Source organism: Mesorhizobium sp. M0830, from assembly GCF_040319965.1.
Lineage (GTDB): Bacteria > Pseudomonadota > Alphaproteobacteria > Rhizobiales > Rhizobiaceae > Mesorhizobium.
The window spans coordinates 192,804-218,321 of sequence record NZ_JAMYOR010000003.1 but is presented as its reverse complement, the minus strand read 5'-3'; the positions used below and the strand labels follow the sequence as shown (position 1 = coordinate 218,321).

30 protein-coding genes and 3 pseudogenes are annotated in these 25,518 nt (G+C 61.7%); 15 read left to right on the top strand and 18 right to left on the bottom strand.

What is annotated here, in order from left to right; genetic code table 11:
* Positions 1–230: 230 nt before the first annotated feature.
* Both NKI20_RS03805 and NKI20_RS03800 read right to left on the bottom strand, forming a co-directional pair.
* Positions 231–692 (bottom strand): L,D-transpeptidase, encoded by a 462-nt coding sequence (locus NKI20_RS03805; protein WP_352604711.1) that lies wholly within the window; start codon positions 690–692, stop codon positions 231–233.
* A 211-nt stretch (positions 693–903) separates the two neighbouring features.
* On the bottom strand, positions 904–1,236 hold the full coding sequence (locus tag NKI20_RS03800; RefSeq protein ID WP_352828417.1) for a hypothetical protein: 333 nt from the start codon (positions 1,234–1,236) through the stop codon (positions 904–906).
* A gap of 183 nt (positions 1,237–1,419) precedes the next feature.
* On the opposite strand from NKI20_RS03800, the gene NKI20_RS03795 reads away from it, so the two are divergent.
* On the top strand, positions 1,420–1,587 hold the full coding sequence (locus NKI20_RS03795) for a hypothetical protein (protein ID WP_023757353.1): 168 nt from the start codon (positions 1,420–1,422) through the stop codon (positions 1,585–1,587).
* 72 nt (positions 1,588–1,659) lie between these two features.
* Here the strand turns inward: NKI20_RS03795 and NKI20_RS03790 are convergent, their stop codons facing one another.
* Positions 1,660–2,361 (bottom strand): winged helix-turn-helix domain-containing protein, encoded by a 702-nt coding sequence (locus NKI20_RS03790; protein WP_352604715.1) that lies wholly within the window; start codon positions 2,359–2,361, stop codon positions 1,660–1,662.
* A gap of 45 nt (positions 2,362–2,406) precedes the next feature.
* Here NKI20_RS03790 and NKI20_RS03785 point away from each other — a divergent pair, with 45 nt between their 5' ends.
* Both NKI20_RS03785 and NKI20_RS03780 read left to right on the top strand, forming a co-directional pair.
* On the top strand, positions 2,407–3,180 hold the full coding sequence (locus tag NKI20_RS03785; RefSeq protein ID WP_198032173.1) for a response regulator: 774 nt from the start codon (positions 2,407–2,409) through the stop codon (positions 3,178–3,180).
* Between the two features lie 77 nt (positions 3,181–3,257).
* Positions 3,258–5,345 (top strand): PAS domain S-box protein, encoded by a 2,088-nt coding sequence (locus tag NKI20_RS03780; protein ID WP_352828413.1) that lies wholly within the window; start codon positions 3,258–3,260, stop codon positions 5,343–5,345.
* Positions 5,346–5,458: 113 nt separating this feature from the next.
* Here NKI20_RS03780 and NKI20_RS03775 read toward each other — a convergent pair whose 3' ends face one another.
* On the bottom strand, positions 5,459–5,869 hold the full coding sequence (locus tag NKI20_RS03775) for a hypothetical protein (RefSeq protein ID WP_352828410.1): 411 nt from the start codon (positions 5,867–5,869) through the stop codon (positions 5,459–5,461).
* Between the two features lie 428 nt (positions 5,870–6,297).
* On the opposite strand from NKI20_RS03775, the gene NKI20_RS03770 reads away from it, so the two are divergent.
* Positions 6,298–7,500 (top strand): aromatic ring-hydroxylating oxygenase subunit alpha, encoded by a 1,203-nt coding sequence (locus NKI20_RS03770; protein WP_352727531.1) that lies wholly within the window; start codon positions 6,298–6,300, stop codon positions 7,498–7,500.
* 108 nt (positions 7,501–7,608) lie between these two features.
* Positions 7,609–7,725, top strand: a pseudogene (locus NKI20_RS03765) (Fe3+/spermidine/putrescine ABC transporter ATP-binding protein); the annotation flags it as partial.
* Here the strand turns inward: NKI20_RS03765 and NKI20_RS03760 are convergent.
* From NKI20_RS03760 to betI, 3 genes are read right to left on the bottom strand one after another with little or no spacing between them, the layout of a single operon-like run.
* A complete protein-coding gene (locus NKI20_RS03760) occupies positions 7,689–8,999 on the bottom strand; it encodes a flavin monoamine oxidase family protein (RefSeq protein WP_352828407.1) in 1,311 nt (436 codons plus the stop codon). The pseudogene NKI20_RS03765 and the gene NKI20_RS03760 sit on opposite strands and share 37 nt — an antisense overlap.
* Positions 8,996–9,244 (bottom strand): hypothetical protein, encoded by a 249-nt coding sequence (locus NKI20_RS03755; protein WP_352727533.1) that lies wholly within the window; start codon positions 9,242–9,244, stop codon positions 8,996–8,998. The genes NKI20_RS03760 and NKI20_RS03755 overlap by 4 nt, the downstream gene beginning before the upstream one ends.
* A gap of 24 nt (positions 9,245–9,268) precedes the next feature.
* The gene (gene betI, locus NKI20_RS03750; protein ID WP_031259591.1) at positions 9,269–9,982 is read right to left on the bottom strand and encodes a transcriptional regulator BetI; all 714 of its coding nucleotides are present in this window, start codon (positions 9,980–9,982) and stop codon (positions 9,269–9,271) included.
* A 212-nt stretch (positions 9,983–10,194) separates the two neighbouring features.
* Here betI and NKI20_RS33685 point away from each other — a divergent pair, with 212 nt between their 5' ends.
* Positions 10,195–10,332: a hypothetical protein gene (locus NKI20_RS33685; RefSeq protein WP_023757364.1), complete on the top strand. Its 138-nt coding sequence runs from the start codon at positions 10,195–10,197 to the stop codon at positions 10,330–10,332.
* Positions 10,333–10,334: 2 nt separating this feature from the next.
* The gene (locus tag NKI20_RS03740) at positions 10,335–10,592 is read left to right on the top strand and encodes a hypothetical protein (protein ID WP_352727534.1); all 258 of its coding nucleotides are present in this window, start codon (positions 10,335–10,337) and stop codon (positions 10,590–10,592) included.
* 6 nt (positions 10,593–10,598) lie between these two features.
* Here NKI20_RS03740 and NKI20_RS03735 read toward each other — a convergent pair whose 3' ends face one another.
* The 4 genes and pseudogenes from NKI20_RS03735 to NKI20_RS03720 all read right to left on the bottom strand — a co-directional run bounded on the left by NKI20_RS03735 (position 10,599) and on the right by NKI20_RS03720 (position 13,659).
* Complete coding sequence (locus NKI20_RS03735) at positions 10,599–11,657, bottom strand: dipeptidase (protein ID WP_352828402.1); 1,059 nt, start codon at positions 11,655–11,657, stop codon at positions 10,599–10,601.
* A gap of 142 nt (positions 11,658–11,799) precedes the next feature.
* A complete protein-coding gene (locus tag NKI20_RS03730; RefSeq protein ID WP_023757367.1) occupies positions 11,800–12,099 on the bottom strand; it encodes a GNAT family N-acetyltransferase in 300 nt (99 codons plus the stop codon).
* Positions 12,100–12,102: 3 nt separating this feature from the next.
* Entirely contained in the window at positions 12,103–12,723 is a 621-nt protein-coding gene (locus tag NKI20_RS03725) for an alpha/beta hydrolase (protein WP_352828399.1), read from the bottom strand.
* A gap of 4 nt (positions 12,724–12,727) precedes the next feature.
* Positions 12,728–13,659 (bottom strand): annotated as a pseudogene (locus NKI20_RS03720) (VOC family protein).
* Between the two features lie 227 nt (positions 13,660–13,886).
* Here NKI20_RS03720 and NKI20_RS03715 point away from each other — a divergent pair.
* A complete protein-coding gene (locus tag NKI20_RS03715) occupies positions 13,887–15,461 on the top strand; it encodes an alkaline phosphatase family protein (RefSeq protein ID WP_352604729.1) in 1,575 nt (524 codons plus the stop codon).
* Positions 15,462–15,503: 42 nt separating this feature from the next.
* Here NKI20_RS03715 and NKI20_RS03710 read toward each other — a convergent pair whose 3' ends face one another.
* Positions 15,504–16,763, bottom strand: coding sequence for a PRC-barrel domain-containing protein (locus NKI20_RS03710; protein ID WP_352828395.1), 1,260 nt, complete (start codon positions 16,761–16,763; stop codon positions 15,504–15,506).
* A gap of 279 nt (positions 16,764–17,042) precedes the next feature.
* Between NKI20_RS03710 and NKI20_RS03705 the strand changes: the two genes are divergently transcribed.
* Positions 17,043–17,963 (top strand): diacylglycerol/lipid kinase family protein, encoded by a 921-nt coding sequence (locus NKI20_RS03705; protein ID WP_352828392.1) that lies wholly within the window; start codon positions 17,043–17,045, stop codon positions 17,961–17,963.
* Between the two features lie 29 nt (positions 17,964–17,992).
* Here the strand turns inward: NKI20_RS03705 and NKI20_RS03700 are convergent, their stop codons facing one another.
* Complete coding sequence (locus NKI20_RS03700) at positions 17,993–18,166, bottom strand: hypothetical protein (protein ID WP_023757374.1); 174 nt, start codon at positions 18,164–18,166, stop codon at positions 17,993–17,995.
* A 137-nt stretch (positions 18,167–18,303) separates the two neighbouring features.
* Between NKI20_RS03700 and NKI20_RS03695 the strand changes: the two genes are divergently transcribed.
* Entirely contained in the window at positions 18,304–19,836 is a 1,533-nt protein-coding gene (locus NKI20_RS03695; protein ID WP_352828388.1) for a sensor histidine kinase, read from the top strand.
* Between the two features lie 63 nt (positions 19,837–19,899).
* Here NKI20_RS03695 and NKI20_RS03690 read toward each other — a convergent pair whose 3' ends face one another.
* From NKI20_RS03690 to NKI20_RS03680, 3 genes and pseudogenes are all read right to left on the bottom strand, one after another.
* Positions 19,900–20,358 carry a hypothetical protein gene (locus tag NKI20_RS03690; RefSeq protein WP_352828385.1) on the bottom strand — a complete coding sequence of 153 codons (459 nt, stop codon included), beginning with the start codon at positions 20,356–20,358 and terminating at the stop codon, positions 19,900–19,902.
* Between the two features lie 12 nt (positions 20,359–20,370).
* Entirely contained in the window at positions 20,371–20,697 is a 327-nt protein-coding gene (locus NKI20_RS03685; RefSeq protein ID WP_352828382.1) for an ElaB/YgaM/YqjD family protein, read from the bottom strand.
* Between the two features lie 126 nt (positions 20,698–20,823).
* Positions 20,824–21,161: pseudogene (locus NKI20_RS03680) on the bottom strand (Crp/Fnr family transcriptional regulator).
* Between the two features lie 164 nt (positions 21,162–21,325).
* Between NKI20_RS03680 and NKI20_RS03675 the strand changes: the two are divergent.
* Positions 21,326–21,730, top strand: a complete 405-nt coding sequence (locus NKI20_RS03675) for a response regulator (RefSeq protein ID WP_352828379.1) — start codon at positions 21,326–21,328, stop codon at positions 21,728–21,730.
* A 43-nt stretch (positions 21,731–21,773) separates the two neighbouring features.
* Here the strand turns inward: NKI20_RS03675 and NKI20_RS03670 are convergent, their stop codons facing one another.
* Together NKI20_RS03670 and NKI20_RS03665 are read right to left on the bottom strand one after the other, a co-directional pair.
* Positions 21,774–22,325, bottom strand: coding sequence for a sigma-70 family RNA polymerase sigma factor (locus NKI20_RS03670; protein ID WP_023757381.1), 552 nt, complete (start codon positions 22,323–22,325; stop codon positions 21,774–21,776).
* Between the two features lie 3 nt (positions 22,326–22,328).
* Positions 22,329–22,532: a NepR family anti-sigma factor gene (locus tag NKI20_RS03665; protein WP_023757382.1), complete on the bottom strand. Its 204-nt coding sequence runs from the start codon at positions 22,530–22,532 to the stop codon at positions 22,329–22,331.
* A 222-nt stretch (positions 22,533–22,754) separates the two neighbouring features.
* Here NKI20_RS03665 and NKI20_RS03660 point away from each other — a divergent pair, with 222 nt between their 5' ends.
* The 4 genes from NKI20_RS03660 (at position 22,755) to NKI20_RS03645 (ending at position 25,485) form a co-directional block, all read left to right on the top strand.
* A complete protein-coding gene (locus NKI20_RS03660; protein WP_352828376.1) occupies positions 22,755–23,549 on the top strand; it encodes a response regulator in 795 nt (264 codons plus the stop codon).
* Positions 23,550–23,800: 251 nt separating this feature from the next.
* Positions 23,801–23,965 (top strand): DUF1328 domain-containing protein, encoded by a 165-nt coding sequence (locus NKI20_RS03655; RefSeq protein ID WP_006203859.1) that lies wholly within the window; start codon positions 23,801–23,803, stop codon positions 23,963–23,965.
* 187 nt (positions 23,966–24,152) lie between these two features.
* Entirely contained in the window at positions 24,153–25,184 is a 1,032-nt protein-coding gene (locus NKI20_RS03650; RefSeq protein WP_023757384.1) for a sensor histidine kinase, read from the top strand.
* Between the two features lie 124 nt (positions 25,185–25,308).
* On the top strand, positions 25,309–25,485 hold the full coding sequence (locus NKI20_RS03645; protein WP_352828374.1) for a hypothetical protein: 177 nt from the start codon (positions 25,309–25,311) through the stop codon (positions 25,483–25,485).
* Positions 25,486–25,518 lie beyond the last annotated feature (33 nt).

The following is a 25,518-nucleotide window of genomic DNA, read 5'->3' as shown; positions in this document are numbered from 1 at the left end:
AAATCCTCGGCGAGGTCACGTCAACCGAATGCCGAAATTACTTCACCGAGGCTGGCTATGCCCAACCTAAATTCATCCCGCTCTAGAGCCGTTCGCCGTTCCGTGAACCGCTTTAAATGTGCAAGAAGTAGCTGGAACAAAAAAGAGGCCGGGGTTGTCCCCGGCCTCTTTTTTTCTGATGATCGCTCCACGGCTTCGGCACAATAGAGCCGAAAGTAACGACCATCAGGCTACTTGACGATGACGATGCTGGTGTTGGTCGCCCCGAAGGTTTCGACGAGCTGGTAGAAATCGGCGGCGTTGTCGGGATGCAGTCGCACGCAGCCATGCGAGGCCGGCTGGCCGAGACGCTTGATCGCATAGGTCGCATGCACCGCGTAGCCGCCGCTGAAGAAGACCGAGTGCGGCATCGGTGCGTTGTCGTATTTCTTCGAGTACCACATCTCATGCAAGCGCGTCGGCTTGAACGAGCCGGTCGGCGTGACATGGGCGCGGTCGCCGGTGGAGACCTTCCAGGCGAAGGTCGGCCGGCCATCGACCGAGACCTCCATGATCTGCTGAGAAAGCGAAACGCGCGCCACGATCTTGTTGGCGGCGTGCGCCACGCCAGGCCCGGCGCCGAACAGAAGTGCGGCACCGGTCAGCACGGCAGCGGTGATGTTGATGAGCTTGGCGGCAATGGCGGTATGCATGATGAAATCCCCTCTCTATGCCGGTCCGGCCGGCTCCAATTCGATGGCTGCTTATCCCGAGGTCATGTTTCCAGCAGATTTCGCAAAATCCTCGTTTGTGTTTCGAATCTGTTTCCACTGGTTAACAAACGCCGCGCTTCGTACAGCCGAAAAGAGAGCCAGATCGGGCAGGCGCTAGTGGGGCCAAAGTCACGAGCATGGGTATCTGTCTCTAAACGAAAGTGCGGATTGGCTGCATACGAAAGAATAGCCGTCGATTTCGAAACAAGATTGCAACAAAGCGCGGCTTCGAGCGGCATGATCCGGATACGCGCCGCAAGCAAAGTTGACGCAACGAAAGCAGCCGGTAACGAAACATGGGAACGAAATCGAACGCTCTGCCCTGGCTTCTCAGGATCGGCATCGCGGCAATGGTCATCGACGGCATCGGCACGGGTGCCGGCACCCCGCTGGCTAGACTCGGTGCGATGAATTCAGGCGAGATTTCGACACTGCATGCCGCACTGTTTTTCGCCTCGGTCTGGATTGTTTCCAGCCTGCGCATTGTTCGGCTCAAGGCCCTCTGGCGGGTCGGTCTTAGGCTGACGGGTTTGCGCGGCCCCTCCGGCAACTTGCTGCCGAGAGGACCGAAGGCCCGCGCCGCGACCGGGGGTTCCGGGCGGCGCGGGCACTTCGGGGGTGTCCTGAAGCGATCCGCAATACATTTCAATTTTGGGAAACTGCTACGATGAACACGAAATTTGCCGCTTCGGTGCTGTCCGCACTGCTCTACGCACAGGGTCTGCTCGGCTTTGCCGGGCTTGCCACCGTGCTCCTGAGGGACCGCGCCCATGCCAGTGAGCTCACCATGGGCGGCGACATGCCGGTGGGCCCATCACTTCTGCTGGTACGCTGAGCGCCGGGAGCATCGGGCCCAGAGATGGAAAATCCGATGCCCGACAAAAGAGCGAGCGTCAGCGCCCGGCAATCAGTCGGCGAATTGCCGCGGCGGATCGAACCGGTAACCGGCGCCGCGTATGGTGGTAATGGTTTCGGTATCGAGCTTGCGGCGCAGCCGCACGATGCGCGAATCGATCGAGCGATCGAACGCGTCGGCGTTTTCTGCCGGCGCTGCGGCGATGATATCGTCGCGCGTCAGCACCTTGCGCGGACTGGCCAGGAACAGCCGGAGCAGCGCCACCTGACCCGGCGAGAGCTGTTCTTCCGTGCCGGAGCGATGCATGACCATGGCCGACCTCAGATCGACGGTCGCGTTCTCCAGCACGATCAGTTCCGGGGCGCCCCTGCCGCGTCGCGAAAGCAGGCCGCCAACACGGGCGGCGAGCTCCCTGACATTGAGCGGGCTCTCGACGACGTCGGCCGCCCCAAGCTCCAGCGCCAGTACCTTGTCGACGAGATCGGCCGGCCGGCAGATCAGGATGAAATCCGGTCCGCCCTCGCCGCCCCCGCCTTGGCCGCCATAACGCCGAAGCAGGTCCCGCCCCTCGGCCTGGCTGAGGCTGTCGCCGACGACGACGACGTCGATGCCCTTTCCCGACAGCAGCGATTCGGCCTCCCAGGGCTGGCGCGCCTGATGCACATCATGTCCGCGCCGCTCGAGATGGTCGGCGAGCTCGGTCGCGATCACTTCGGCAACGGAGACAAGCGCGATGTTCGATCGTGCGGCCATGTTTTCAAACCGTTCCCTGGCAACCGGATATGAGTGCTGGACATCATGTTTATACCCAATCTACTTTCCACTGAAAGTGGGAGCGAAAACATCGTGCGGGCAAGAATTGTCATCGTCGAGGATGAGCCCGACTTGAGGGATGCGGTCGCCGAATATCTTGGCGCCGCGGGCTATGACGTGGTCACCGCCGAAAGCGCTGCCGCCGCACGCAGCCTCGTTGAAACGCAGTCGTTCCATCTCGCCATCCTCGACATCGCCATGCCCGGCGAGGACGGCCTCTCGCTCGGCCGCTGGCTGCGCTCGAAACTGCCGATTGGCATCATCTACGCGACCGCCGCCGGCACCGCGCTCGACCGTATCGTCGGGCTGGAACTCGGCGCCGACGACTACATCGTCAAACCCTACGAATTGCGCGAAGTGCTGGCGAGGGTCCGCAGCGTGTTGCGCCGGGTTCCCCAGCCGCAGGAACTTCAGGACAAGAAGGCCAGGACGGATCGTCGTTCCGTTGCATTCGGCCCATTCCAGGCCGATCTCGACGGCAGGCTGGTCACCGGCGCCAACGGCACGGTGGTCGACATGGCCAAAAGCGAATTCGACGTGCTGGAGGTTTTCCTGACCCGCGCCAACCGGCTGCTGACCCGCGCCGCGATCTCCGAGGCGATCGGCTTCACCGAAGATCCGGATTCATCGCGCGCGGTCGACATTCGCATCATGCGGCTGCGCAAGAAGATCGAGACCGATCCGGCCAACCCGAAATTCCTGCGCACGGTGCGCGGAGAGGGTTATATCTTCTCGCTGCCGACCGGCGACGGCAACTGAGCTCCGAGGCCACAGGGTCGGATTCGCAGTCCTTGCCCGCCGATCGAATTGGCACGACTCCGGAATGACGGCAGAAGATGATCGCTGAAGCAGCAAGCACGGATATGCAGGGATTCAGGCAGGGCGCGGCAATGGCGGCAGTTCGCGTCGTTCGCCGATTGCGTGAGGCCGGCGACTGGCAGCGCGAGATGGATGGCATCCTGGAAACGCTCTGCCGGGCCATAGATTGCCAGCGTGGCATCCTGTTTCGCTTGCGCGAGCTGCCCGGCCAGGGTTTCGCCCAATCCGTCGCCGCCTACTGGATCGACCCTCTCTTTGGTGGCGAACTGGCGTCGCCGACCGTCATCGTGCAGTCGATCGTCAATTCGGATCCGCTGCTGGAGCGACTGGCCGAGGACGAACGGCAAGGCAAGATCTTCGCCGGTCATACGCGCGATCTCGTGGGCTTTCTGAGAGCCGACTTCGAAAAGCAGAACATCAAGTCTTTCCTGTCGGTGTCGGTCTTCGCGCACGGCCATCTGTGGGGCACGCTGGCGGTCAACGATTGCGTCAACGAGCGTAAATGGACCGACGAGGAAGAGGCGACGCTGCACATAATCGCGCTCGCCATCGGCGACGCCATCGAACGCTCGCCCTCCGAAGCCCACGCCAGCGAGGTCATCCGCCGCACCATGCTGCAGGCCTCCCTCGATGCCATCGTCGTCATTGATGAGACCGGCTCGATCATCGAATTCAATCCGGCCGCCGAGAAGATGTTCGGCTTCCAGCGCAGCGACATCCTCGGCAAGGACCTGCTCGATACCATCGTGCCGATCTATTACCGAAAGGGCTATGCTTCGGGGGCCGAATACATGACCGGCCGCGGCGCGCCAATGGTCGGCCAACGGCTGGAGACGGTGACCCAGAACGCCGCCGGTGAAGTGTTCCCGATCGAGCTGACGGCGACCGAGATGCGGGTCGCCGACCGTCGCCTGATCTTCGGCTCCATCCGCGACCTGCGCGACAAATTGCGCGCCGAGGAGGAGATCGGCCGTCAGCGCGAGAAGCTGCACCAGAACGAAAAGATGGCGGCGATGGGATCGTTGCTGGCCGGCGTGTCGCACGAGCTCAACAACCCGCTGGCCGTGGTGGTGGCGCAATCGACGCTGCTGCACGAATTCGCCTCCGATCCGCAGACCAAGGTGCGCGCCGAGAAAGTACGTGCCGCCGCCGAGCGCTGCGGCCGCATCGTCAAGAGCTTCCTGTCGATGGTCCGGCTTCATCCCGCGGCACAAGCCGAGACCGACCTCAACCAGGTGATCCGGGCGGCGCTGGAAGTGACCGCCTATGGCGCGCGCTCAAGCGGCATCATCATCGACACCGACTTCGCCGCCGGCCCGCTGCTGGCCATGGCCGACGCCGACCATGTGACGCAGGTGGGCGCCAATTTCCTTATCAACAGCCAGCATGCCTTGGCTGGCATTGCCGGCGATCGGCTGATCAAGGTGAGGACGTTCCGCAGCGACCGGGGTCATCCCTGCTTCTCGGTCGAAGACAATGGGCCCGGCGTGCCGGAAGCGATCCGCAGCCGCATTTTCGAATCTTATTTCACCACCAAGCCGGTTGGCGTCGGCACTGGCATCGGTCTATCGATCTCGAAATCGATCATCGAGCGGCACAATGGCAATGTCTGGTTCGAGGAGGTGATTCCGAGAGGCGCGCGTTTCGTCGTCCAGCTGCCGGCCATTGTAGCCGGCCTCGCCACCGCCGGCGACAACCAGCCGCGATCCAGCGGCCTGCGCCATGCCCTGATCATCGACGACGAGCCGGATGTCGCCGGCTCGCTCTCCGATATTCTCGAACTGATGGGCATCAAGTCGCGGATCGTTCCAGTCTGGGAATCGGGTGCGGCCACCTTGAGCGGCCACATGCCGCCTGACATCGTCTTTTCGGACCTGCGCATGCCCGGCATCAGCGGCATATCGATCTATCGCGAGCTGCTTGCCGAAAAGCCTGACCTGGCGCGGCGTTTCGTGCTGGTCACCGGCGACCTGATCGGCGCGAAAGCCGAAATCGAGGCCTTGCCGGCACATCAGCGGCCGGAGATCCTCGAAAAGCCATTCAGCACGCTGGATGTGCGCAGCGTACTGTCGGCCATTGCCGAGCAGGCGATGACAAAAGGATAAAAAGGGGCCCCCGACTTGCGGCGGGAGCCGAAGGGAGCGCTGAGGAGCGCTCGGGGAGGTCAGAGCATGATCCCCAAACGGGAACCTGTTTCGGAATCATGCTTCGACAGAAATCAGAAAATGTTCGGCGTGTCGGTCAATGGCGCCGCGTTGGCGATCATGCGGATCGCGCGGGTCTTGTGCACTCCGGACTGCTCGGCGATGGCGCGCAGGCAATCGATGCTCTCGGCGCCCCAGGTCTGGCCCTTGCAGGCGAAGTCGGTCACCGGCAACGGCAGACGTGCGGTCCTGGTCGTCGTCTGCGCGCCCTCGACCAAGTTCGCCGGCGGGTTTAACGAAGCGAAGGCTGGCCCGATTGTCGGCGTGAACGCCATGCCGACGAAGGCGCAAGCAGCCAGCACCATGAACATCGCCATGGGGTGGTCGCTGGCCCGCTGGCGCAGCGCCAGTTTCGGACGGCGGTCATTGCGCTCTGGAGCCTGGAGGCGGCGTTCGCCGCGGATCGTCTGGATTTTCGCATACATTGCCTTCCCCTTCGCTGAGTTTCTTTTTGGTGATGAAACGAACTTAGTCGCGCTTTGTAACAAGGCAAGGTGGACGCAAGACCGGCAATGTAACGAGTTTGAAACAGCATTTCGGGCAAAACCGGGCAAAGTCGGGCACTCATCCGCCTCATTCCGACAGCGACTTTCGACCGATTCCAGCCGATTCCTTTGAAAAGCGCCCTCGTGCTCCGCTCCGATCGTTCAGAAGTGGGGTCCAGACCGCGCCCTGAAACCCCGACTAACACCCGGATTCTTCGGGACTTTCCGGGCCGCCAGCAGCGCGGATTTTGCCGCCGGAGGCCTCGCGGATTCTGATGGGAATCCAGCCCGTTTTGCACAAACCATTGCATTTCAATGCAAAATATGCTTGTATTGAACAAGTATTCAATAAAAAGAAGAGACGTTTTATGAACCCGCTCCTCCGCGACCTGGCGATCCCCAACGATTGGGACCGGCGGGGACTACCGGGCTGGAGCTACCATTCCGATGCCCTTCTCGAGCTTGAGAAGGAACATGTCTTTCGCAATCATTGGCAAATCGTCGGGCATTTATCGGACGTACCTCTCGCCGGCGACTATCTGACCATGGACGTCGTCGGTGAGCGTGCCCTGATCGTGCGCGGCAAGGATGGCGTCGTGCGCGGTTTCAACAATATGTGCCGCCACCGCGGCAGCCGCGTCGTCGCCGAAAGCCAAGGCAATTGCAAGAATGCGCTGGTCTGCCCGTTCCATGGCTGGGTCTACAATCTCGACGGCACGCTGCGCGGTGCCGCACGCCCGCGCTCCTTCCCCGACCTCGACAAGACCGAATTCGGCCTCATGCCGCTCGATCTGGAAGTCTGGATGGGCTTCATCTTCATCCGTTTCCGCAATGGCGGGCCGCAGCCCTCGGTTGCCGAACTGATGAAGCCGATCGAGCCCGAATTCGCGCACTACAGCGCCGCCGACATGGTGCCCTCCTGGGGCATCTGGACGCAGAAGAGCCCGGTCAACTGGAAGTCGGTACGCGATGTCGACAATGAAGGCTATCACGTCGCCATGGCGCATCCTGCGTTGCAGGACCTCTATGGCGCCACCTATTTCGACGAGCCCTTCATCAACGGCGTGTCGCGCTCATTCGCCACTTACAACCCGCATGCCGGGCGGCGCTGGAGCGTCAAGAACTACGTCAAGATCGCGCCGGAGCCGGCGCATCTGCCCGACTACCTGAAGAAGGCCTGGGTCTATTATGGCATCTTCCCCAACGCGGTCATTTCGATGATGCCGGAATCGGTGCAGTTCTATCAGGAGTTTCCGCTGTCGACGGGCGAGACGCTGCTGCGCGGCGCCGTCTACCGCTACCGCGACGAAAGCCGCAAGCAGGCCGCCGCCCGCTACCTCTCTTTCCGCATCGACCGCGACACCATGTCGGAAGATGTGCAACTCTCGGTGTGGTCGAACGAATCCATGCTGTCCGAAGCCTTCGAGGGTTTTTATCTCTCCGACCTCGAATACGGCGTGCGCACCCACCACGACCATCTGCGCAAGATGCTGCCGGTGCTGGGCCTGGAGACCGCGCCCGAGGAGAAGGACATGTGGAATTTGAATGACGCGCTGAGGTCGAGGTCGTAAGGGCAGACGACGATGAGCGCTCCTCTCCCTGTAGAACGGGAGAGGGGAGCTATCCCCATCAAGCACATGTTGATCAGCGGCCGGACCAGCAGGCCGAGCTCATGCGAGCTCCTGCGACCGCTATCGGTGACCGAAACCAACGATTTCGGCGCCGACGACACCCCGGTCGGGACCTCGATCCGCCTCGCCTACGATCCCGAGGCTTTGGTAGCGATTTCCGACTGAAGCTCGGCGATCACCTTTCGCGCAGCGATCCGTCCGGCAATGATGGCGCCTTCGACATAGCCCGGAAATGACGGCGACAGTTCCGAACTGGCGAAATGCACGGGTGGCGCGCCGGCCAGGATGATGCGCTCGGCGTCGGTCGCATCCATGTCGACGATGAGGTCGCTGTAGCCGCCGACGCCGCCGAGGTCGTCGAACCAGTATCGGACGGCAAGGCCGATCCACTTTGCAGCTTCCGGACCGAGCGCTGCAACGAGACGCGCCGCAATTCTGGTGCGGAGGCCTTCCTGTCCAAAGCCACGCCATTCGATGGCCGATGGACCGCCGATGAAAACCGCCAGCGCCGGATGATCGTCATCCTTGCTGGCGTCGCAGGCAAACAAACCTGGCTGGTCACGCCACATCACCATGCCGCTCAGGCCCTTGGCTCGCCAGAAGGCGGTGGGATAGCGCAGCAGCATCTTGATCACCGTCCCGCTGCGCCAGACGCCAAGTGCTTTCTCCAGAGCCGCCGGCAGTGGCGGCGAATAATCTATCCTCGAGGCCATGACCGGCGGCACGGCGACGAGCAGACAACGAGCCTCTATCGAACCCGCGCTGGTATGAATGGACACGCCATTTGCGCCTTGCTCGATGCGCGTGACATGCGCGCCAAGCCGCACCCGGGCGCCCAGTTCTTGAGCCAAATCCTCCGCCAGCGAATGCATGGTCTCTGCGAGAAAATATTGCAGCTCCGACACCTCGTTGGTGATACGGCGATCATTGTCGATGAGATGCCAAAGCGGCAGCTTCTCCAGCGCCTGGCACCACAGACCTTCGATCATTGAGCGAAACGCTGCCTTGGCGTCCTTGGGGTCGTCCTGGCGATCGAGCCAGGCGGCGACTGACAAGCCGGCGATATCAGTATCACCAGGCGCGATCGCGTTCATGCGATCGCGGATCGCCATCGAGCCGACATAGGTTCGTTCCGCCTCCCCCGCAGACATAGCCGGCTGGGCGACGAATTCGCCGTCTACATAGGTCTCGACCAGCGTCTTGCCGTGCTCCTCGACCAACGCCATCAGCGCCGGCATATCCTCGCACAGGAACTGACCGCCGCTGTCGACACGCTCGCCGTCGCCGATCGCCATGGACTCGACCCGCCCGCCGACGCGATCGCGGGCTTCGAGCAGAACGAAATCGATGCCGGCTGCCTTGAGCGCAAGCGCTGCCGACAGGCCGGTGAAGCCGGCGCCGACGATGACGACATCGGTTCTTTCCTGTTCGCTCTTCAATAGCCGGCCTCGATCTTCTCGAACTCTGCCACCCTGCGCTGCTTGAACTCCGGCGCCACCGGCTGCTGGAACAGCGTGTTGTCGAAAAACTTATCGAGATTGTCGAAGTCACGCTCGACGAGCACTGTGTGGTCGATCGCCGCCATGCCGGAGCATTTGCCATGGCCATAGCCCAAGGTCTTGACCAAGTGGTCCGACACGCCGGGCGCCAAGCTCACCGTCAGGCCTCGGGTCAGTATCTTCATCGCCGTTCCATCCTCTGTCGTTTTCTATGGTTCCGTCGCGCCGGCGGCCTTCCACGGAAAGTGCCTGGGGAATGCGGCCGACAGGAATTCATTGGCCGCCTGCAACGCGATCTCCCGGGTGGTGTCCTCGGTTCCCATCGTCAACCGCAGCCACAGCCCCTCCAGCATGGCGCTGAGTGCCAGGGCCATGACCTGCGGCTCATACGCATAATCGCCGCTCTGCTTGAGCGTCGCGCACAGGTCGATGAATATGGTCTGATAGACGGCATCGCGCGCATTGCTCAGCGCCTGGTAGTTCGGCCGCGACTTGGCCTCGCCCCAGAAGGCGCACCAGGCGGCGAGCTTGCGCTTGTTGCAGATCGAACGGTCGAAATCGGCGGAGACCAGGGCATGAAGCTGATCGGCGGGGTCATCGCCTGCCTTCTGCAAGGCATTGCGCCAGTGCGCCGAATACTCGTCATACATATGTTGCAAGGTCGCGATGAGCAGCTTCTCCTTGCTCTCGAAATGGAAATTGACGATGCCGCGCGACAGGCCGGCGCCATCCGCGACATCGGCCATCGTGGTTTCCGAATAGCCGCGCTTGGCTAGGGAATCGATCGTCGCCTCGATGAGCTGATGCTGCCTGACCTCCTTCGAGGCCTTGCGCCCGCGCTTTTCGGATTCGGCTTTCCGCGCCGATTCAACGAGGGCCTCCTTGGCGACTGCTGTCTTCATGGGTCTGATGGTCTCCAGCATCACCGGCTATTCAACCGGCTTTCGACCGCAAAGTCAGTGGGACGGTGCTCACCACTGTCAAGCACCTTCTGCATGACTTCCCAGGTTCGCAGGCTGCGCCATGTCCTTGTCGGGCTGGAGATCGAAGACAACACCCCGGCCGAACACTCCATCGCCTACCACGATGGCCAAGGGCAACATCGCCATCGCTGGCGCGGCCATGTGGTGATACTATGGCTGGCGACCTCTGGGTCGAGATCTACGCCATGCGCGAGCTGCAGTACCAGAAACTGATGAAGCGGGCTAAGGTGGTGGCACGGCCGTTCATCAAGCTCGACCGCCGCGCCGCCAATCCGCCGGCGGATTTCTGATCATGGACGACGCCGACAAGCCTGGAGAAGATGGGGAAGCCGCCGAGCAGTGGGCGCTCATCAACACGCCCCTCGGCGAAAAGTGGTCAGGCCGCACGCGGTATGCCGCCGCCATGTTCTTCTACAAGCGCAACGAGATGAGCGCCGAGACGCTTGAAGTCTACCGCATTTGCGCACGGCTCGATTCCGAAAATCCGCTGCCGATCATCCGTGATCGCGGGATCGGCAGCGATTGGCTGAAGCGCATGGGCTTCCAATAGGTCGTTCTAACCGATCGTCTTCTCGAGCATGTTGAGCCAGTTGCGATAAGCGATCTTCTCGATCAGCGCGCGGCCGAAGCCACGCGCTGCCAAAGCATCGATCAACTTCGGCAGGCCGGCGACGTCGCCGATGACCGCCGGGATCATGGCACCGTCGAAGTCCGAGCCGAGGCCGACGCCGTCCTCACCCAAAGCCTGCAGCAGTGAATCGACATGGCGCACCATGATGTCGAGGCTGGTGTCGGCATTCATCCGGCCGTCCTCGCGCAGGAAGCCGGTGGCGAAATTCAGTCCGACCATACCGCCGGATTCGCGGATCGCACCGAGCTGCCAGTCGATGAGGTTGCGCGAATGGCCGCTGATCGCATGCACGTTGGAATGGGTGGCGACCAGCGGCGAATCGCTTAGCGCGGCAACATCGCGAAAACCTTTTTCATTGAGATGCGAGAGATCGATCATGATCTTCAGCTGGTTGCAGGCCTTGACCAGTGCCTTGCCGGCATCGGTCAGGCCGGGCCCTGTGTCGGGCGAGGAGGGGAAGCGGAATGGCACGCCGTGACCGAAAGCATTAGGCCTGCTCCAGACGATGCCGAGCGAGCGCAGGCCGGCCTGATGCAGCACGTCGAGCATCGTAAGCTCGGGATCGATCGCTTCGACCCCTTCGATATGGAACACGGCTGCGATCGAGCCTTGCGCCATGGCATTGCGCACGTCGCCCGCGCTGCGGCAGACGGTGAGCGCTCCGGCCCGTTCCAGCCGGAACAGGATCGAGGCCATCGCGATCGTCGAAGTCAGCGCATCACTGCGCGGAACCTCGGGCGGCAGCGGCTCCGCATCGCTCGGCGCCGGGGGCACGGGGCTGCGCCTGGATTTCTCGACGGGCGGCGGAAAGATGGCGAACATGCCGCCGGCAAAGCCGCCGGCCTTGGCACGCGGCAGGTCGATATGGCCGCCCGATTTTCCCTCTATGAACAGCTTTTCGACATCCGCGTCTTTCGACTGATAAAGTCTGAGCAACGTATCGTTATGGCCGTCGAAGACGGGAACGAGGTCGGTTTCGGTCATGGGGGATCATTCGGTTCGTTTGTCGGCGATTTGGCTGCTGTAGATCATATCTACTTAGGCAGGATGCGCCACCCGGGCAAATGCCAAAGCCACTCCGGTGAGACTGTAGCCGCGTGTCACGCCGTTGCGAACAACGATATCCCTACTTCTTCAGCACGTCGGCCCATTCCTGGTGTCGGCGGAACTGGGCGTTGGCGAACGGGCAGAGAGGAATGATTTTCTTGCCCGCCGCACGCGCATCCTCGACGGCGCGGGTGACGAGCCGAAGCCCGGCACCCTGGCCGCGAAACGCGTCCGGCACCTCGGTGTGGTCGATGATGATCTGGTGCTCGCCAATCTTGGTGAAGGTCATCTCGGCCTCGGCGCCACCCGGCCCGCGCAGGACATAGCGCCCCTTGGAACCGCGATCCTCCAATTCGATCTCAGGCAGTTGGTCAGGCATCGCTTACACTCCTTGGGTGGCGCCGGCGAAGAGCCGCCGCGCCGCTTCGATCTCGTTTGGCCGCACCTCGTGCCCGCCTTCATGCCACTCCACAGTGACATCGGCACCATCGGCACGCAAATAGGCTTCGAGCCGCGCCGTCAGGTTCGGCGGGCATATCGGATCGCGCTTGCCGGCGGTCAACAGAATATGACGGCCCGCGAGGCTGCCCTTGACCTTCGGTTCGAACGGGATGAGCGGATGCATCAGCACTGAGACGTCGAACTGCGCCGGTCTGGCAAAAATAACGGAGGCCAGGATGTTGGCGCCATTGGAGTAGCCGAGGCCGAGCACGGTCGACGGCTTCGCCGCCTCGACATGCGCCTTGACGAAGCGCGCCATCTTGTCCGTCGCCCGTGCCAGATCGTCCATGTCGTAGACGCCCTCGTCGGTGCGGCGAAAGAAGCGCGCGGCACCTTGTTCCGACACATCGCCCCGCGGCGAAATGATGGTCGCCTGCGGCGCGAGATCGCGCCCCAGCGACAGAAGCTGGTCCTCATCGGCTCCCGTGCCATGGAGGACGAACAGCAGCGGGCCGCCCGGCGAACCGGGCAGCAGCTTGTGGATGTACGCGTCCTTGCTCATGAGCTCAGCCTTCCAGTTTCTGCAGATGCTGTTCGAGATGGGATCGCAGGTGCTGATGCTGCGTCGGCAGCTTCAACGCCTCGCCGAGATGAGCGGTATCCTCATCGCGATCGAAGCCTGGCTCGTTGGTGGCGACTTCGAACAGCACGCCACCCGGCGTGCGGAAGTAGATCGCCCAGAAATAGTCGCGATCGATCATCGGCGTCACCCCATAGCCGGTGTCCATCAACGCCTTGCGCACTTCGAGCTGCTTGGCGCGGCTCTCGACCGCGAAGGCGACATGGTGGACGGAGCCGGCGCCCATATCGGCAAAGGCCGCGGTCGGCAGCGATTCGATGTCGACGACATCTGCGCCGTTGCCGCTTTTCAAAGCGAGCCGCCTGACATTGCCTGATCTCTCGATCTCCTCGTAGCCCATGAATTTCAGAAGCTCCTCGGTAGCGCCGCCATCCTTCAGCCGCAGCGACACCGAGTGGAAGCCGCGGATCGCCTCATCAACGGGAATGCCACCTTTCGCCCATGGCGCTCTGCTGTCCGCCTTGTCTTCGACCAGCGCGAACCATCGCCATCGGGGCCTGCAAAGGCCAGACGCTTCTCGCCGAACGTCACTTCGCGCGACACGCCGGCGACGCCTTCATCGGCAAAACGCTTTTCCCAATAGTCAAGCGTACCCTCCGGCACCGAATAAACCGTGGTACCGACTTCGCCGACGCCATGCCGGCCCTTTCCGATGTTGGGGAACGGGAAATAGGTCATCACCGAACCGGGCGTGCCTGTCTCGTCGCCATAATAGAGGTGGTAGACATCGGGCGCGTCGAAGTTGACGGTCTTCTTGACTCGGCGCTGGCCGAGCTTCTGGGTGAAGAACTCATTGTTCTGCCGGGCATCCCTGGCCATCGAGGTGACGTGATGCAGGCCCTTGATCTGGTCGAGCATGTCTTGCTCCTTCCCTTGGTGCTTGTGCGGCCCTCGCCGCTGTCCACGCCAATATGAGGATGCGGGCGCTTAAGGCAAAGGCGGCAAACACAGAATGGACTGTGTTGTACAAGTGAACAATTGATGGGGAACCGTTCACCAAACGACTCACAAGACAGACTTGCGCCGTCGGCAGAATTCGGTTCCATGAGCGGCGTTTTCGAGCATCCGGACAGGGGGTATCGCGAGTGACTGGGAAAACCAGGCGGCCTAACATTCTGCTGATCACATGCGACCAGTGGCGCGGCGATTGCCTGTCGGCCGCGGGCCACCCGCTCGTGAAGACGCCGAATGCCGATGCGCTGGCCGCGGAGGGTGTGCTGTTCAAGCGGCACTATGGCGGCGCGGCGCCCTGCTCGCCGGCCCGCGCCTGCTTCTACACTGGCCTCTACCAGATGAACAACCGCGTCTGCCGCAACGGTACGCCGCTCGACGCCCGTCACGGCAATATCGCGCTGCATGCGCGCGGTCTGGGCTACGATCCGACGCTGTTCGGCTACACCGACGTCTCACTCGATCCGCGCTTGCTGGCGCCGGGCGACCCGCGGCTGCAAAGCTATGAAGGCGTGCTGCCGGGCTTTGCGGTGCGCCAGCTGCTGCCCGAACATCAGAAACAGTGGCTTTCCTGGCTGAAGCAGCGGGGCGTCGACATCAGCGCCGGATCTCCCGACATCCACCGCCCGGTGGCCCAAGGCAAGGCCATCGCATCCGTCAGCAACGCGCCGCCTGTTTACACCAGAAACGAAACCCCGGCCGCCTTCCTGACCGGCGAATTCACGCGCTGGCTCGGCGAGCAGGAGGACGCGGCGCCTTGGTTCGCGCATCTTTCCTTCATCAGCCCGCATCCGCCCTTCATCGTCCCGGAGCCCTACAACACGATGTATGATCCGCGCGACGGACCTTCCTTCCAGCGTGCGGCAAACTGGCAGACAGAGGCCGAAAGCCATCCCTATCTCGCCTTTGATCTAGGCCGGCAGAAGCAGATGAAATTCCGTCCCGACGCCAAGGGCAAGGTGCACGACTGGAACGAGGACGACTTTCGCCGCATCCGCGCCATCTATTACGGCATGATCTCCGAGGTCGACGCGCAGCTCGGTCGCATCTGGCAATCGGTCAAGGCCGCGGGCGCGTGGGACGACACCATCATCGTGCTGACATCGGACCATGCCGAGATGATGGGCGACCATTTCATGCTGGGCAAGGGCGGCTACTTCGACGGCAGCTACCACATTCCGCTGATCATCCGCGACCCGCTCCACGCCACGGCTGCCGGCGGCAGCGTCGATCGCTTCACCGAAGCGGTGGACATTTTGCCGACGCTTCTCGATCTGCTCGGCGAAGCACCCGCGCCGCATCTCGACGGATACTCGGTGAAGCCGTTCCTGGACGGCGGAAGCCCTCCGGACTGGCGCGATGCCGCGCACTGGGAGTTCGATTTCCGTTCGATCGCCGATGGTGAGGCTGAACGGCATTTCGGCATCGCCTCACGCCAGTGCAACCTCGCCGTCATCCGCACAGAAAAATTCAAATATGTGCATTTCGGTGGCGGCCTGCCGCCGCTGCTGTTCGATCTGGAAAATGATAGGGGCGAGTTGAACAATCTGGCCGCCGATCCAGCCTATCTCGTCGTGCGGCTGGAGTTCGCCGAACGGCTGCTCGCCTGGCGAGCCGAACATCTCGACCAGTCGCTGGCACTGGCCGAACTGACCGAGCACGGCGTGGTTGGTCACATAGCTGGAGTGGTAAGGGGATTAGGGCAGTAAGGCGAACCGGTACGTCGACGGTCCAGCCCTACTGCCTGTTGCCTACCTCATGATCATGCGCTGCTGATCGCGCTTTTGGGCATAGCTACCCTTCTCATAGGCGGTTTGAGCCTCAAGCTGTTGCTTGGTGAAGGTCGTGTAGAGATACTTCTTGCCGTTCTTGTCGGTCATGAATTTGAGGTTATCCATGCCGACCGCGACCTCCTTCGCGCCAATGCCGAGGAAGCCGCCGACATCGACGATCACGGCATCGGGTTTTTTGTCGGGGGTCAAGACGACGTCGCCGATCACGCCGACCTTGGCGTCGTTGGCACCGTAGACGGTGGTGCCCTTCAGATCGTCGGCGCGGATCTCACCAACCGGCATTTCCGTCAGCGCAGACTTGTCGATGGCTGCGGTCTTTGTCTGGTCAGGAGTCTGGTCAGGAACCGTCGCGGCGGCCGGTGCGGTTGCTGGAGGCGCATTGGAAGCCGTCGTTGCCGGCAGCGGATCATAGGCCTTGCGGTTGAAATCCGGCTGCGCCTGCAGCTCTTCCTTGGTGGTCTGGGCCACCAGCCAGCGATCGCCGTTCCTCTCGGCCCATTTGGCCTTGTTGAAATCATAGGCGACGTTCTTGGCCCCTATACCAAGGAATCCGCCGACGCCGATGATCAGGGACTGCGCTTTGCCTTCCTTGGTCAGAACGATGTCGTTGACGCTGCCGATGTTCTGCGCGTCATCGCCGGTGCCGTTGTAGACGGTTTCGCCGATGATGTTGGTGGCAAGATTGCCGTCGGCGCGCTTCACGGGTTCCGTCGGAGCGGCGTTCATGTCGACAGGGTTTTGCGCGGTATTCGTCGTCGCAGGTGCTGTTGGCGCCGCAGTCGGAGCGGGAGGCGCAGGAGCGTAGGGCTTCGTGTCGAATTCAGCCTGCGCAGTCAACTCTTCCTTGGTGGTCCGGGCAACCAGCCAGCGGTCGCCGTTCTTTTCGGCCCATTGCAGTTTGTCATAGTCGAACGCGACATTTTTCGTGCCTACACCCAGAAAGCCGCCCACGCCTATGATGACGGATTTCGCCTGCCCATCCTTGTCGAAGACGACGTCAGTGACTTTGCCGATATTCTCGGCATCATCGGCGGTGCCGTTGTAGACGGATTCGCCGATGATGTTGGTGACGATGCTGCCCTCTGCGCGCACTGGAGCGGCGCCTGGCTGCTGAACGGCAGGACCGGTCGCTGGCGCCGGGGCTGTCGTGCTCTGCGCGTAGGCCCCGGTCGCGACCAGCGCTGCGAGTGCGGTCGTGGCTAAGAGGTTGCGGGTCATGATGTTCTCTCCTCGTGCCTGATTTCGTGCACGCCACGCATCGTCGCTAAAGGCGATCGGACGCGGCGTCTTTTACAGCTTCACAACGTCGTGAGCATGCTGTTGTTCCGACAAAAAGCGCGGGCATCCGTGCCAGAATCACCGGGCGATGTGCCTTGGCCGCAGAGCAAGCCGAGCGAATGTCGATTGCTCTCGAGCGGAACCTTTCCCGCTTCGCCGCGTTTCAGCCTGTGGCTGGGTCTGTCCCGGTCCAACCATGGTCGAATAACGGAGCGGGGCATGAAATTTGCAGCGGTGCTGAACCGGGAAGGTGGCACCTTGCGCACAACCGACATTGCCGCTTTCTCCGATAGGATGCATCGGACGTTGGAGACGGCAGGTCACTCTCTCAGCATCGAGATTGTCGCCGGTAAGGATGTAGTGGAAACGCTCGACAGCGTGGCTTCACGTCGCACTATCGATGTCGTGCTGGCCGGTGGCGGCGACGGGACCATTTCCGCCGCGGCTGCCCGGCTAATGGGCACGAAGAAGGCGCTCGCCATATTGCCGGCAGGTACCATGAACCTGTTCGCGCGCGGGCTGGGTATTCCCCAGACGCTCGATGCCGCGCTTGAATCTTTCGCCGACGGCGAAATCATTGCGGTCGACATGGCGACTGCCAACGGCAGGCCCTTCATCCACCAGTTCTCGATCGGCATACATGCGAAGCTGGTGCAACTGCGCCAAAAGATGGAGTTTGGTTCACGTCTGGGGAAAATCCGCGCCTCGGCCAAGGCGGCCTGGGCCACGATCAACAATCCACCGGCGATGAACGTGACGCTCAGCATCGGCGACGCCGAGATGGCGGCCCGCATTACCGGCATCGGCATCACCAACAATCTGTTCGGCGAAGGCCACTTGCCATATGCCGACAACCCGGCAGGCGGCGTGCTTGGCGTCTATATCACGGTGGCGCAACAACGCGCCGAACTGGTCAAATTCTTCTTCAATATGGCACGCGGCAAATGGCGCGACAACGAACATGTCGAAATCCATCAGGCGAACAAGACGGTCCTGAAAATCCATTCGGGGAGCAGCAAGTTTCGCGCCGTGATGGATGGAGAACTGGTCCGTCTCGACCGTGAAACGACGATCGAAATCCGCCCTGGCGCACTAAATGTCCTAGTGCCGGCCAGCGTCGCCGAGGCAAAGGCTGCCTGATGCGATCTCTAACGATGAAGCCCGAAAATCTAGCCGCTCGGCGCACTTCCTTGCTCTGTCGCCGGCGTCTTGACAATTTCACCATAGATCTCGGCGATACCCCAGGCCGCGAAGGCCAGCAACAGCGCGGCAATCAAAATGCGCAGGCCATGCCAGCCCCATCGCCCCTGACGCGCTTTGTTTTCGGGAATGATCTTGGGCATGGTCGGTCCTTGTCTCGTTTTGCACCAGGTGACGCGCCTGGCACAATATGGTCATGTAACGGTTCCTCGCTAGGATGGTTCCGGGCCGACGAAGACGGCGCGCCGGCGAGGACGAAGACCGGGCATTGGGGACTTGGGTGAATAGCAAGGCCAAGATAGTGCCGGATTTGCCGGCCGAAGTTGCGTGCGCGGTCGAGGACGAGGACCGGCTGGCCGTGCTGCATGGGCTGGAGATACTGGATACTGCGGCCGACCCGGATTTCGACCGCATCAGCAGTCTTGCCGCGGCAGTGATGCAGGTGCCGATCGCCACTGTCACACTCCTTGACCATGGGCGGCAATGGTTCAAATCCTGCTTCGGTTTGGACGAGACCGCACCCGCGGCCGACACGTCCTTCTGCGCCCATGCGATTGCTGCCGGCCACGAACCGATGGTGGTCGCGGATGCGACGACGGATCCCCGTTTCAAGACCAACCCGCTGGTCACTGGCAAGCACCATGTACGCTTCTATGCCGGCGCGCCGATAATCGTGGCGGGTGCGCGCATCGGCGCGCTGTGCGTGCTCGACAGCAAGCCTCATCCCTTTCCATCCCGCGCCGAGCTCGACCAGTTGAAGGCGCTCGCCGATCTCGCCGCCAGCCTGTTCATCTTGAAGGACGCGACCCGCAGCGGCGCCATCGCCGAGGCTGCACTCGTGCGCGAGGAAAAACGACGCGCCATCGCGCTCGACGCGGCGTCGCTCGCCAGTTGGGCGTGGGACATCCGTACTGACGTCATCGAATGCGACACGTTGCTGACGGAGCTGTTCAACCTGCCGCGCTCAAACCGGTTGCGGGCACGCGACATCCTCACCGCCATCGATCCGCGCGACGTCTACCAGACCGAGACCCGCTTTCGCGATGCCTTGACTGGCAGCGACGACTATTTCGGCGAATACCGGGTGAAGGGCATTCATCCGCCGCGCTGGCTCGCCACGCGTGGCCGCGTCATCGAGCGAGACGGCGACGGCAAGCCGACGCTGATCTTCGGCGTCAACTACGACATATCGGAGCGCAAGCTTGGCGACGAACGGCAACGGCTGCTGCTGCGTGAGCTCAACCACCGCGTCAAGAACACGCTGGCGACGGTCCAGGCACTGGCGACGCAGACCGTGCGTCACGCCCGCCAGCCGAGCGAATTCCTCGAGGCCTTTGGCGCCCGGCTTCAGGCCTTGGGCATCGCCCACAGCCTGCTATCGGACCGCGAGTGGCGCGGCATCGGCATCCGTGAACTCGTCCAGATCGAGGTCAGGCCCTTCGACACGGCCAAACAGGCGCGCCTGACGATCTCCGGCGACGATTTGCTGCTGTCGCCCGACCAGGCCGTAGGGCTCGGCCTGATCCTGCATGAACTGGGTAGCAATGCACTGCAGTACGGATCGCTGTCGGTCGTATCAGGCAGGATTGATCTCGGCTGGAGGAAGCAAGGCAGAAAGGGCGCCCAGCGCCTTGTGCTGACCTGGCGCGAAAGCGGCGGCCCGCAAGTCGTCCCGCCTGAGCGGCATGGCTTCGGCTCGATCCTCATCCGCCGCAGCCTTGCCAAGGTCATTGCCAGCGAAGTGACCCACGAATTCCGACCGGAAGGCGTGTTTGCCGAGATATCGATGCCGCTGGAGGATCTGTCGAAGTAACAGGCCATAATCCCGAAAAGTGGAAGCCGATTTCGGAAAAGATCATACTCGACAAAAAAGACCCTATTTCCGCTCGCTCTCGTCCGGATCATCAGGTTTCACATTCTCGCGGTAGATCGCGTAAGCCGCGAGCGCTACAGCCGGACCGAGAATGACACCGAGACCGCCTTTTCCCTTGAGCAGCGTCGGCAGCACGGCGAGCGCAGCGGCGATGCCAACTGCTTTCATGTCGGCGTTGCGGCGTTGCGCCCGGCGTCGGGCGCGCGAGCCTGCGGATAGCTGGTAAATCAGCAGAATCAGCCCGGCAAGCACCAAGAAAGCGGCGCCAAAGCCCAGCGCGGCGGCAAGCGACCCGTAGCGCGTCGCCGCCCAGATATAGGCTGCGCCGACCAGAAAACCGAGACCACAGAGCGCGGCCGTCAGAGCCAGCCCATAGACGATTGCCGCCGTGCGCGCCCGGCGCACGGCGGCAACGGCTTCGCCCGACGCCAAGCCGGAAATCAGGGATGCGAGCATTCCCATCAGGGGATGCGACTAGCGACGCGCGAGGAGCGCGAAAAGGAAACCGACGCCGGCAGCGATCGCCAATGACGTCACCGGTTTCTCACGCACGCTTGCCATCATTTGTGCTTCGATATCCTTGGCGTTGCTGCGCAGGCTGTCAAAGGCTGCTTCGCCTTGCGCACGCAACTGCTCGACGCCTTCCGTGGCTGCACGACGCGCGGTGCCATAGCCATGCTCGCCGGTCTTGGCCAACTGCTTGGTGAGCTTGTCGATATCGGCCTTCAGCTGCCTGATATCGGCTTCGAGGTCCGCATTTGCACGGGCCTCGCTTGCGGTCTTTCCTGCGGCAGTTGCCATCGCTTAACTCCCTGTGATTGCTCGATTTCAAACGCGCCGCATGTCTCAAGGTTCCGACACCGGGGACAAACTAGCCGAAAACTCATCGGCGCGCACCCGTCCGCCGACAAGGCAAAAGGCGCCTCGTCAGATCAGCGGCCGGCGCGCCTCGCCCAACCCTTCCCAGCTGGCCAGTCGCTTTAGCCCTTCAGCGTCGATGATTTCGCAGCCGCCGTCGCGCCAGGCGATCAGTTTGCGATCCATCAGCTTGCGGATCGTCTTGTTGGTATGAACCAGCGACAGGCCGAGCGTGTCGGCGATGTGTTGTTGAGTGATCGGTATCTGGATGGAGTGCTTGCCGTTCAGCCCGACGACCTTGGCCCGGACCGTGGCACCGTTATCGACGGCGAGTTGCCCTTTTTGAATTTGCTGACGAAGGCCAGGTCCTGTTTTTCGAACTCGCGGAAAACCGGCAACGGCCGCAACGGGCAGTTCTCGCAGCTATATTGGCGGGTAGAGGGGGGCTGCTTTGCGCTGAAAAGCCGCTCTTCGGACGAACTGCATTTCAACGCGTTGCAAGGATTGAGGTTCCGCCGCCGGCCACATGTCTTTTTTAAATGACAGCACGCCAATTAGTGATCATGACTTAATGCGTTTCAAGGAGACATCGCCTGTGCCCACATTGCTTGACGGATTGCGGATTCTCGTTCTGGAGGATGAATTTCTCATCGCCATGGATGTCGAGCAGCTTTGCCGCGACCACGGCGCCGGTGAAGTGGTGATCGCCCGCGATCTGACCGAAGTCGACGGCCGCGAGGTCGCCACACAGTTCGATGCAGCCATTGTCGATCTCATGGTGGCCGGTGCCTCGACACTCGATTTCGCTTCGGGGCTGCGCGCGGCAGGCGTACCTTTCGTATTTGCGACGGGCTATTCGGATGCCGATGAAATCAAGGCAGCCTTTCCGGGCGTCAGGCTGGTCGGCAAACCCTATTCGGGTGAAGACCTGGTGCAAGCGGTGGCGGCGGCCTGCGGACGTGCCTCTTCGGATTGAAACAAGATCCCGACCTTGCGGATTGCGGCCTGGCGATCCCAGGTCAACTGGCCGGCGTGCCCGTGACCTGGGCAGAAATCGCATCCGGACCATACTCGTCTTCGCCTGATATTTTCAGGATCTCCTGCAAGCGTGTGCGGGCCCGGCTAACCCGGCTCTTGATCGTCCCGACCGCGCATCCGCAGATCTCGGCGGCCTCTTCGTACGAGAAACCCGACGCACCGATAAGGATGATGGCTTCGCGCTGGTCCTCTGGCAATTGTTCGAGGGCGCCGCGAAAATCCTTCAGGTCGAGCTGGCCATGCTGGGCCGGATGAACGGAAAGCCTGGCCGTCATGATACCGTCGCTGTCTTGCACCTCGCGCCCGCGTTTGCGCATCTGCGAATAGAATTCATTGCGCAGGATGGTGAAAAGCCATGCTTTGAGGTTGGTACCGGGCTGGAAGCTCTCATGCTTGTCCCACGCCTTGACCAGCGTTTCCTGGACAAGATCGTCCGCTTTGTCGGCATTCTGCGTCAGCGACACAGCAAAAGCGCGCAAGCTCGGGATCGCCCCAAGCAGATCGGTCTTGAAGCCTTGGGAGACCGCTGCCATGCCTCAGTCCTTCTTCTGCGCAGGTTCGGCCTGTTCCAGTTGGCTGAGCAACCGGGCGAAGCGATCCGGCACATCGTCAGAGACCAGTTCGTCGTAATATTGTTTGAGTTTGCGTCCGATTTCGGAGTTCGGCCCAAGCGCGTCACCGGAACCGTTCCGGCGCCTGCCCGCGGCGCCAGCCAGAATATCTTTCGTCATATCCTTCATTTTGCCCTTATATTCCAGAAACCAAGCCGCTCACAACGGACTCGACAACGCAAGCGGCCCCCCTCGTCTGGTTGCCCCATCCCCATTCCAAACGCTCTCTTCCCGCATTAGTTCCATCAGGGCCGGGAACTTTTTCTCAGGACCGGCGTTGTTTGACTGGGCTTGCAATCGGCTCGATCTGCCATCTATGCAACCACGTCATTCTGAGGGAGACGTACTATCATGAGCTTATCTGCCACCATCGCACCACACCTGCCGTTCCTGCGCCGCTTCTCGCGGGCCGTTTCCGGATCGCAGGAAAGTGGCGACGCCATGGTCGCCGCGATGCTCGAAGCCATCATAGCCGATATCGACATCTTCCCTGAGGCATCGAGCGACCGTATCGCACTGTACAAGGTTTTCGCCAAGCTGTTCACATCGGTCGCCATCCGCGTCCCGCAGGAGCACGCGCAATCGGCGTGGGAACAGCGGGCCGCCGCCAATCTGAATGCGATTGCGCCGCTTCCCCGTCAGGCCTTCCTGCTCGTCGCCGTCGAAGGTTTCAGCGAGGACGAGGCGGCAGAGATACTCGATGTCGGCGACCAGGAATTTTCGGAGCTGCTGGCGCAGGCTAGCACCGAGATTTCTCGCCAGGTGGCCACCGACGTACTGATCATCGAGGATGAACCGCTGATCGCAATGGACATAGAGGAAATGGTCGAGAGCCTCGGGCACCGCGTCGTCGGAACGGCGCGTACCCATGATGAGGCGGTGACGATGTTCGGCAAGACACGACCGAAGATGGTGCTGGCCGACATTCAGCTTGCCGACGGCAGTTCGGGCATCGAGGCGGTGAACGAGATCCTGTCGTCGACGTCGGTGCCGGTGATCTTCATCACCGCCTTTCCCGAGCGTCTGTTGACCGGCGAGCGTCCCGAACCGGCCTTTCTGGTCACCAAGCCGTTCAATCCGGACATGGTCAAGGCGCTGATCAGCCAGGCGCTGTTCTTCGATCGCCAGGCGAAAGCCGCCGCATAGTCGGCAATTGAGGAGTGGATGAATTGAAGAATTGACGAACCCGAGGCGATAGCCTCGCTCGCCGATTTTCTCCATATCTTCAATTCATCAATTCTCCAATTCGTGCCGCCTGATGCACGCATCGGGCGGCAACGGCAAATTTCCCCGCGCCCCCAGCTCCGAACGATTTGCAAGCATCGTCTTTTTCGGCAAAGGGTGGAACAAACCGCATCTACCCACGTTTTCATCGCACCATTCGAAGGAGATGGATCATGCTTTACTGGGCGCTCGTATTTCTCGTCGTGGCAATCATCGCCGGCGCGCTTGGTTTCGGCGGTATCGCCGGTACATCTGCTGGCATAGCGCAGATATTGTTTTTCATCTTTCTCGCTTTCCTGATCATTTCGCTTCTTGCGGGTCTGTTCAGACGGGCGTGAGGACCGAGCGATCATCGAGCGAACACTGGAAGCCGCACCCCTCAAACGGTTTCCAGTCACCGCCGGGCGGTATCCTTCAAAGGGCACCGTCCGGCGGACCGCTTTTGGAGGCTCGTTTCGGGAAATCTCCTGTGGAACCCATTCAACAGTGAGCCGTTCAGTCTGAGTTGGGTGGACAGATTGGCCGATGCGTTCCAGAATCGGAAATAGAGAGGACGATGTGCAAAGCGATGAAGTCATCGCCTTGCATCCTGCCGAAAACGGCATGCAGCTTGGTCGGGCTCTTCTCCACGCTTTGCACAATGCAGGCATTTCCGTTCTCTATCAGGATCGCGAGATGAGGACCGTATGGGCGCGCAACATGCGTGCGCCCTGGGTCTCCGATACCGCCGACAGCAATGGCATCCTGCCGGCGGCGCAGGCAGACCGTATTGGCGCAGCCAAACGCGACGTCATTGCATCCGGCAACCCGCAACATCTCGAGATCAGCGTTCCCGCCGAGGATGGCATCCGCTGGTTTCAAGTCTGGATCGATGCCGACCACGGCGATGGCGGCACGGTGCAAGGCGTCGTCACCACGATGGTCGAGACGACCGAGCAGAAACGCCGCGAGCAGACCCTCACGACGCTGTTGCGTGAAGTCAGTCATCGCTCGAAGAATCTGCTGGCGATCATTCAAAGCATAGCCACCCAGACCGGGCGCTACTCCGACGGCATCGGCGATTTCCTGACACGCTTCCGTGGCCGGCTGCAATCACTGGCTTCATCCCAGGATCTCGTGACCTCCTCCAATTGGCGGGGCGCCGCACTTCGCGAACTGGTGTCGGGCCAGGTTGGCCGCTACGGCGGGGATCCGGTGCGCAGCCTGCGTTTTCAGGGGGCAAACCCCTATCTCAATCCCAACGCTGCCCTGCATATCGGCCTCGCCATGCATGAACTCGCCGTCAACTCGGTGAGCTATGGCGCCCTGTCGCGGCCGAATGGGTTTGTCGAGGTTACAGCCAGCCTGACTCCCGACGACACCGGGACCTCCCTGTCTCTGACGTGGGCCGAGACAATCGGAGCCAACGACAACCAGCGTAGCGAGAAGCGCTTCGGCAGCGTCGCACTCGAACGGGTCGTGCCGGCATCGCTGAACGGCACGGCGACGCTCGAAATCGCGGCCGATCGCCTCGAATACCGCCTTGTTGTTCCGCATGGCAATTTCGAGACGGAATGAGGGACCGGCGTTTGCCGGATCCTTAACCGGCTGTTCACCATAAAAGTCGATGCTGTTTTTCCGAGATACCGCTGGAACTCGTTGTATCGCCGGACATTCCGCAGCATGGTGCGGGAGGAATGCCTTGACCGTTGCCGACATGAACAGACTGGAACAGGCGGCTCGTATCGCCATGGGCGAGTTTGAAGATTCCGAGGCGTCCGTACCGATGCCTCCTATCCCTCAGGCCTCACAGCGCCTTCTCGCCTTAGGTCTGGCTGCGGTCATACTCGCAGTCGTGCTCTTCCAACTGGCCTACTGATAGTCTGCGCCCCGCGCGCCATGCCCTCCATCC

What these genes read in the sequence shown, in the direction of transcription:
- NKI20_RS03670 (WP_023757381.1), bottom strand. Translation starts at nt 22,325, where the DNA reads ATGGCAGCGGTCTCCCAAGGCTTCAAGACCGATCTGCTTGGGGCGATC.
- NKI20_RS03800 (WP_352828417.1), bottom strand. Translation starts at nt 1,236, where the DNA reads ATGCGCAGGCTGGAAACAATCCAGACCGAGGCGAAAAACAGTGCGGCA.
- NKI20_RS03735 (WP_352828402.1), bottom strand. Translation starts at nt 11,657, where the DNA reads ATGACCGAAACCGACCTCGTTCCCGTCTTCGACGGCCATAACGATACG.
- NKI20_RS03675 (WP_352828379.1), top strand. Translation starts at nt 21,326, where the DNA reads ATGCGTTTCAAGGAGACATCGCCTGTGCCCACATTGCTTGACGGATTG.
- NKI20_RS03795 (WP_023757353.1), top strand. Translation starts at nt 1,420, where the DNA reads ATGAACACGAAATTTGCCGCTTCGGTGCTGTCCGCACTGCTCTACGCA.
- NKI20_RS03660 (WP_352828376.1), top strand. Translation starts at nt 22,755, where the DNA reads ATGAGCTTATCTGCCACCATCGCACCACACCTGCCGTTCCTGCGCCGC.
- NKI20_RS03770 (WP_352727531.1), top strand. Translation starts at nt 6,298, where the DNA reads ATGAACCCGCTCCTCCGCGACCTGGCGATCCCCAACGATTGGGACCGG.
- NKI20_RS03665 (WP_023757382.1), bottom strand. Translation starts at nt 22,532, where the DNA reads ATGAAGGATATGACGAAAGATATTCTGGCTGGCGCCGCGGGCAGGCGC.
- NKI20_RS03755 (WP_352727533.1), bottom strand. Translation starts at nt 9,244, where the DNA reads ATGAAGATACTGACCCGAGGCCTGACGGTGAGCTTGGCGCCCGGCGTG.
- NKI20_RS03785 (WP_198032173.1), top strand. Translation starts at nt 2,407, where the DNA reads ATGTTTATACCCAATCTACTTTCCACTGAAAGTGGGAGCGAAAACATC.
- NKI20_RS03710 (WP_352828395.1), bottom strand. Translation starts at nt 16,763, where the DNA reads ATGACCCGCAACCTCTTAGCCACGACCGCACTCGCAGCGCTGGTCGCG.
- betI (WP_031259591.1), bottom strand. Translation starts at nt 9,982, where the DNA reads ATGCTGGAGACCATCAGACCCATGAAGACAGCAGTCGCCAAGGAGGCC.
- NKI20_RS03740 (WP_352727534.1), top strand. Translation starts at nt 10,335, where the DNA reads ATGGACGACGCCGACAAGCCTGGAGAAGATGGGGAAGCCGCCGAGCAG.
- NKI20_RS03780 (WP_352828413.1), top strand. Translation starts at nt 3,258, where the DNA reads ATGATCGCTGAAGCAGCAAGCACGGATATGCAGGGATTCAGGCAGGGC.
- NKI20_RS03790 (WP_352604715.1), bottom strand. Translation starts at nt 2,361, where the DNA reads ATGGCCGCACGATCGAACATCGCGCTTGTCTCCGTTGCCGAAGTGATC.
- NKI20_RS03650 (WP_023757384.1), top strand. Translation starts at nt 24,153, where the DNA reads ATGCGTTCCAGAATCGGAAATAGAGAGGACGATGTGCAAAGCGATGAA.
- NKI20_RS03730 (WP_023757367.1), bottom strand. Translation starts at nt 12,099, where the DNA reads ATGCCTGACCAACTGCCTGAGATCGAATTGGAGGATCGCGGTTCCAAG.
- NKI20_RS03775 (WP_352828410.1), bottom strand. Translation starts at nt 5,869, where the DNA reads ATGTATGCGAAAATCCAGACGATCCGCGGCGAACGCCGCCTCCAGGCT.
- NKI20_RS03700 (WP_023757374.1), bottom strand. Translation starts at nt 18,166, where the DNA reads ATGCCCAAGATCATTCCCGAAAACAAAGCGCGTCAGGGGCGATGGGGC.
- NKI20_RS03690 (WP_352828385.1), bottom strand. Translation starts at nt 20,358, where the DNA reads ATGGGAATGCTCGCATCCCTGATTTCCGGCTTGGCGTCGGGCGAAGCC.
- NKI20_RS03725 (WP_352828399.1), bottom strand. Translation starts at nt 12,723, where the DNA reads ATGAGCAAGGACGCGTACATCCACAAGCTGCTGCCCGGTTCGCCGGGC.
- NKI20_RS03655 (WP_006203859.1), top strand. Translation starts at nt 23,801, where the DNA reads ATGCTTTACTGGGCGCTCGTATTTCTCGTCGTGGCAATCATCGCCGGC.
- NKI20_RS03805 (WP_352604711.1), bottom strand. Translation starts at nt 692, where the DNA reads ATGCATACCGCCATTGCCGCCAAGCTCATCAACATCACCGCTGCCGTG.
- NKI20_RS03685 (WP_352828382.1), bottom strand. Translation starts at nt 20,697, where the DNA reads ATGGCAACTGCCGCAGGAAAGACCGCAAGCGAGGCCCGTGCAAATGCG.
- NKI20_RS33685 (WP_023757364.1), top strand. Translation starts at nt 10,195, where the DNA reads ATGGCTGGCGACCTCTGGGTCGAGATCTACGCCATGCGCGAGCTGCAG.
- NKI20_RS03705 (WP_352828392.1), top strand. Translation starts at nt 17,043, where the DNA reads ATGAAATTTGCAGCGGTGCTGAACCGGGAAGGTGGCACCTTGCGCACA.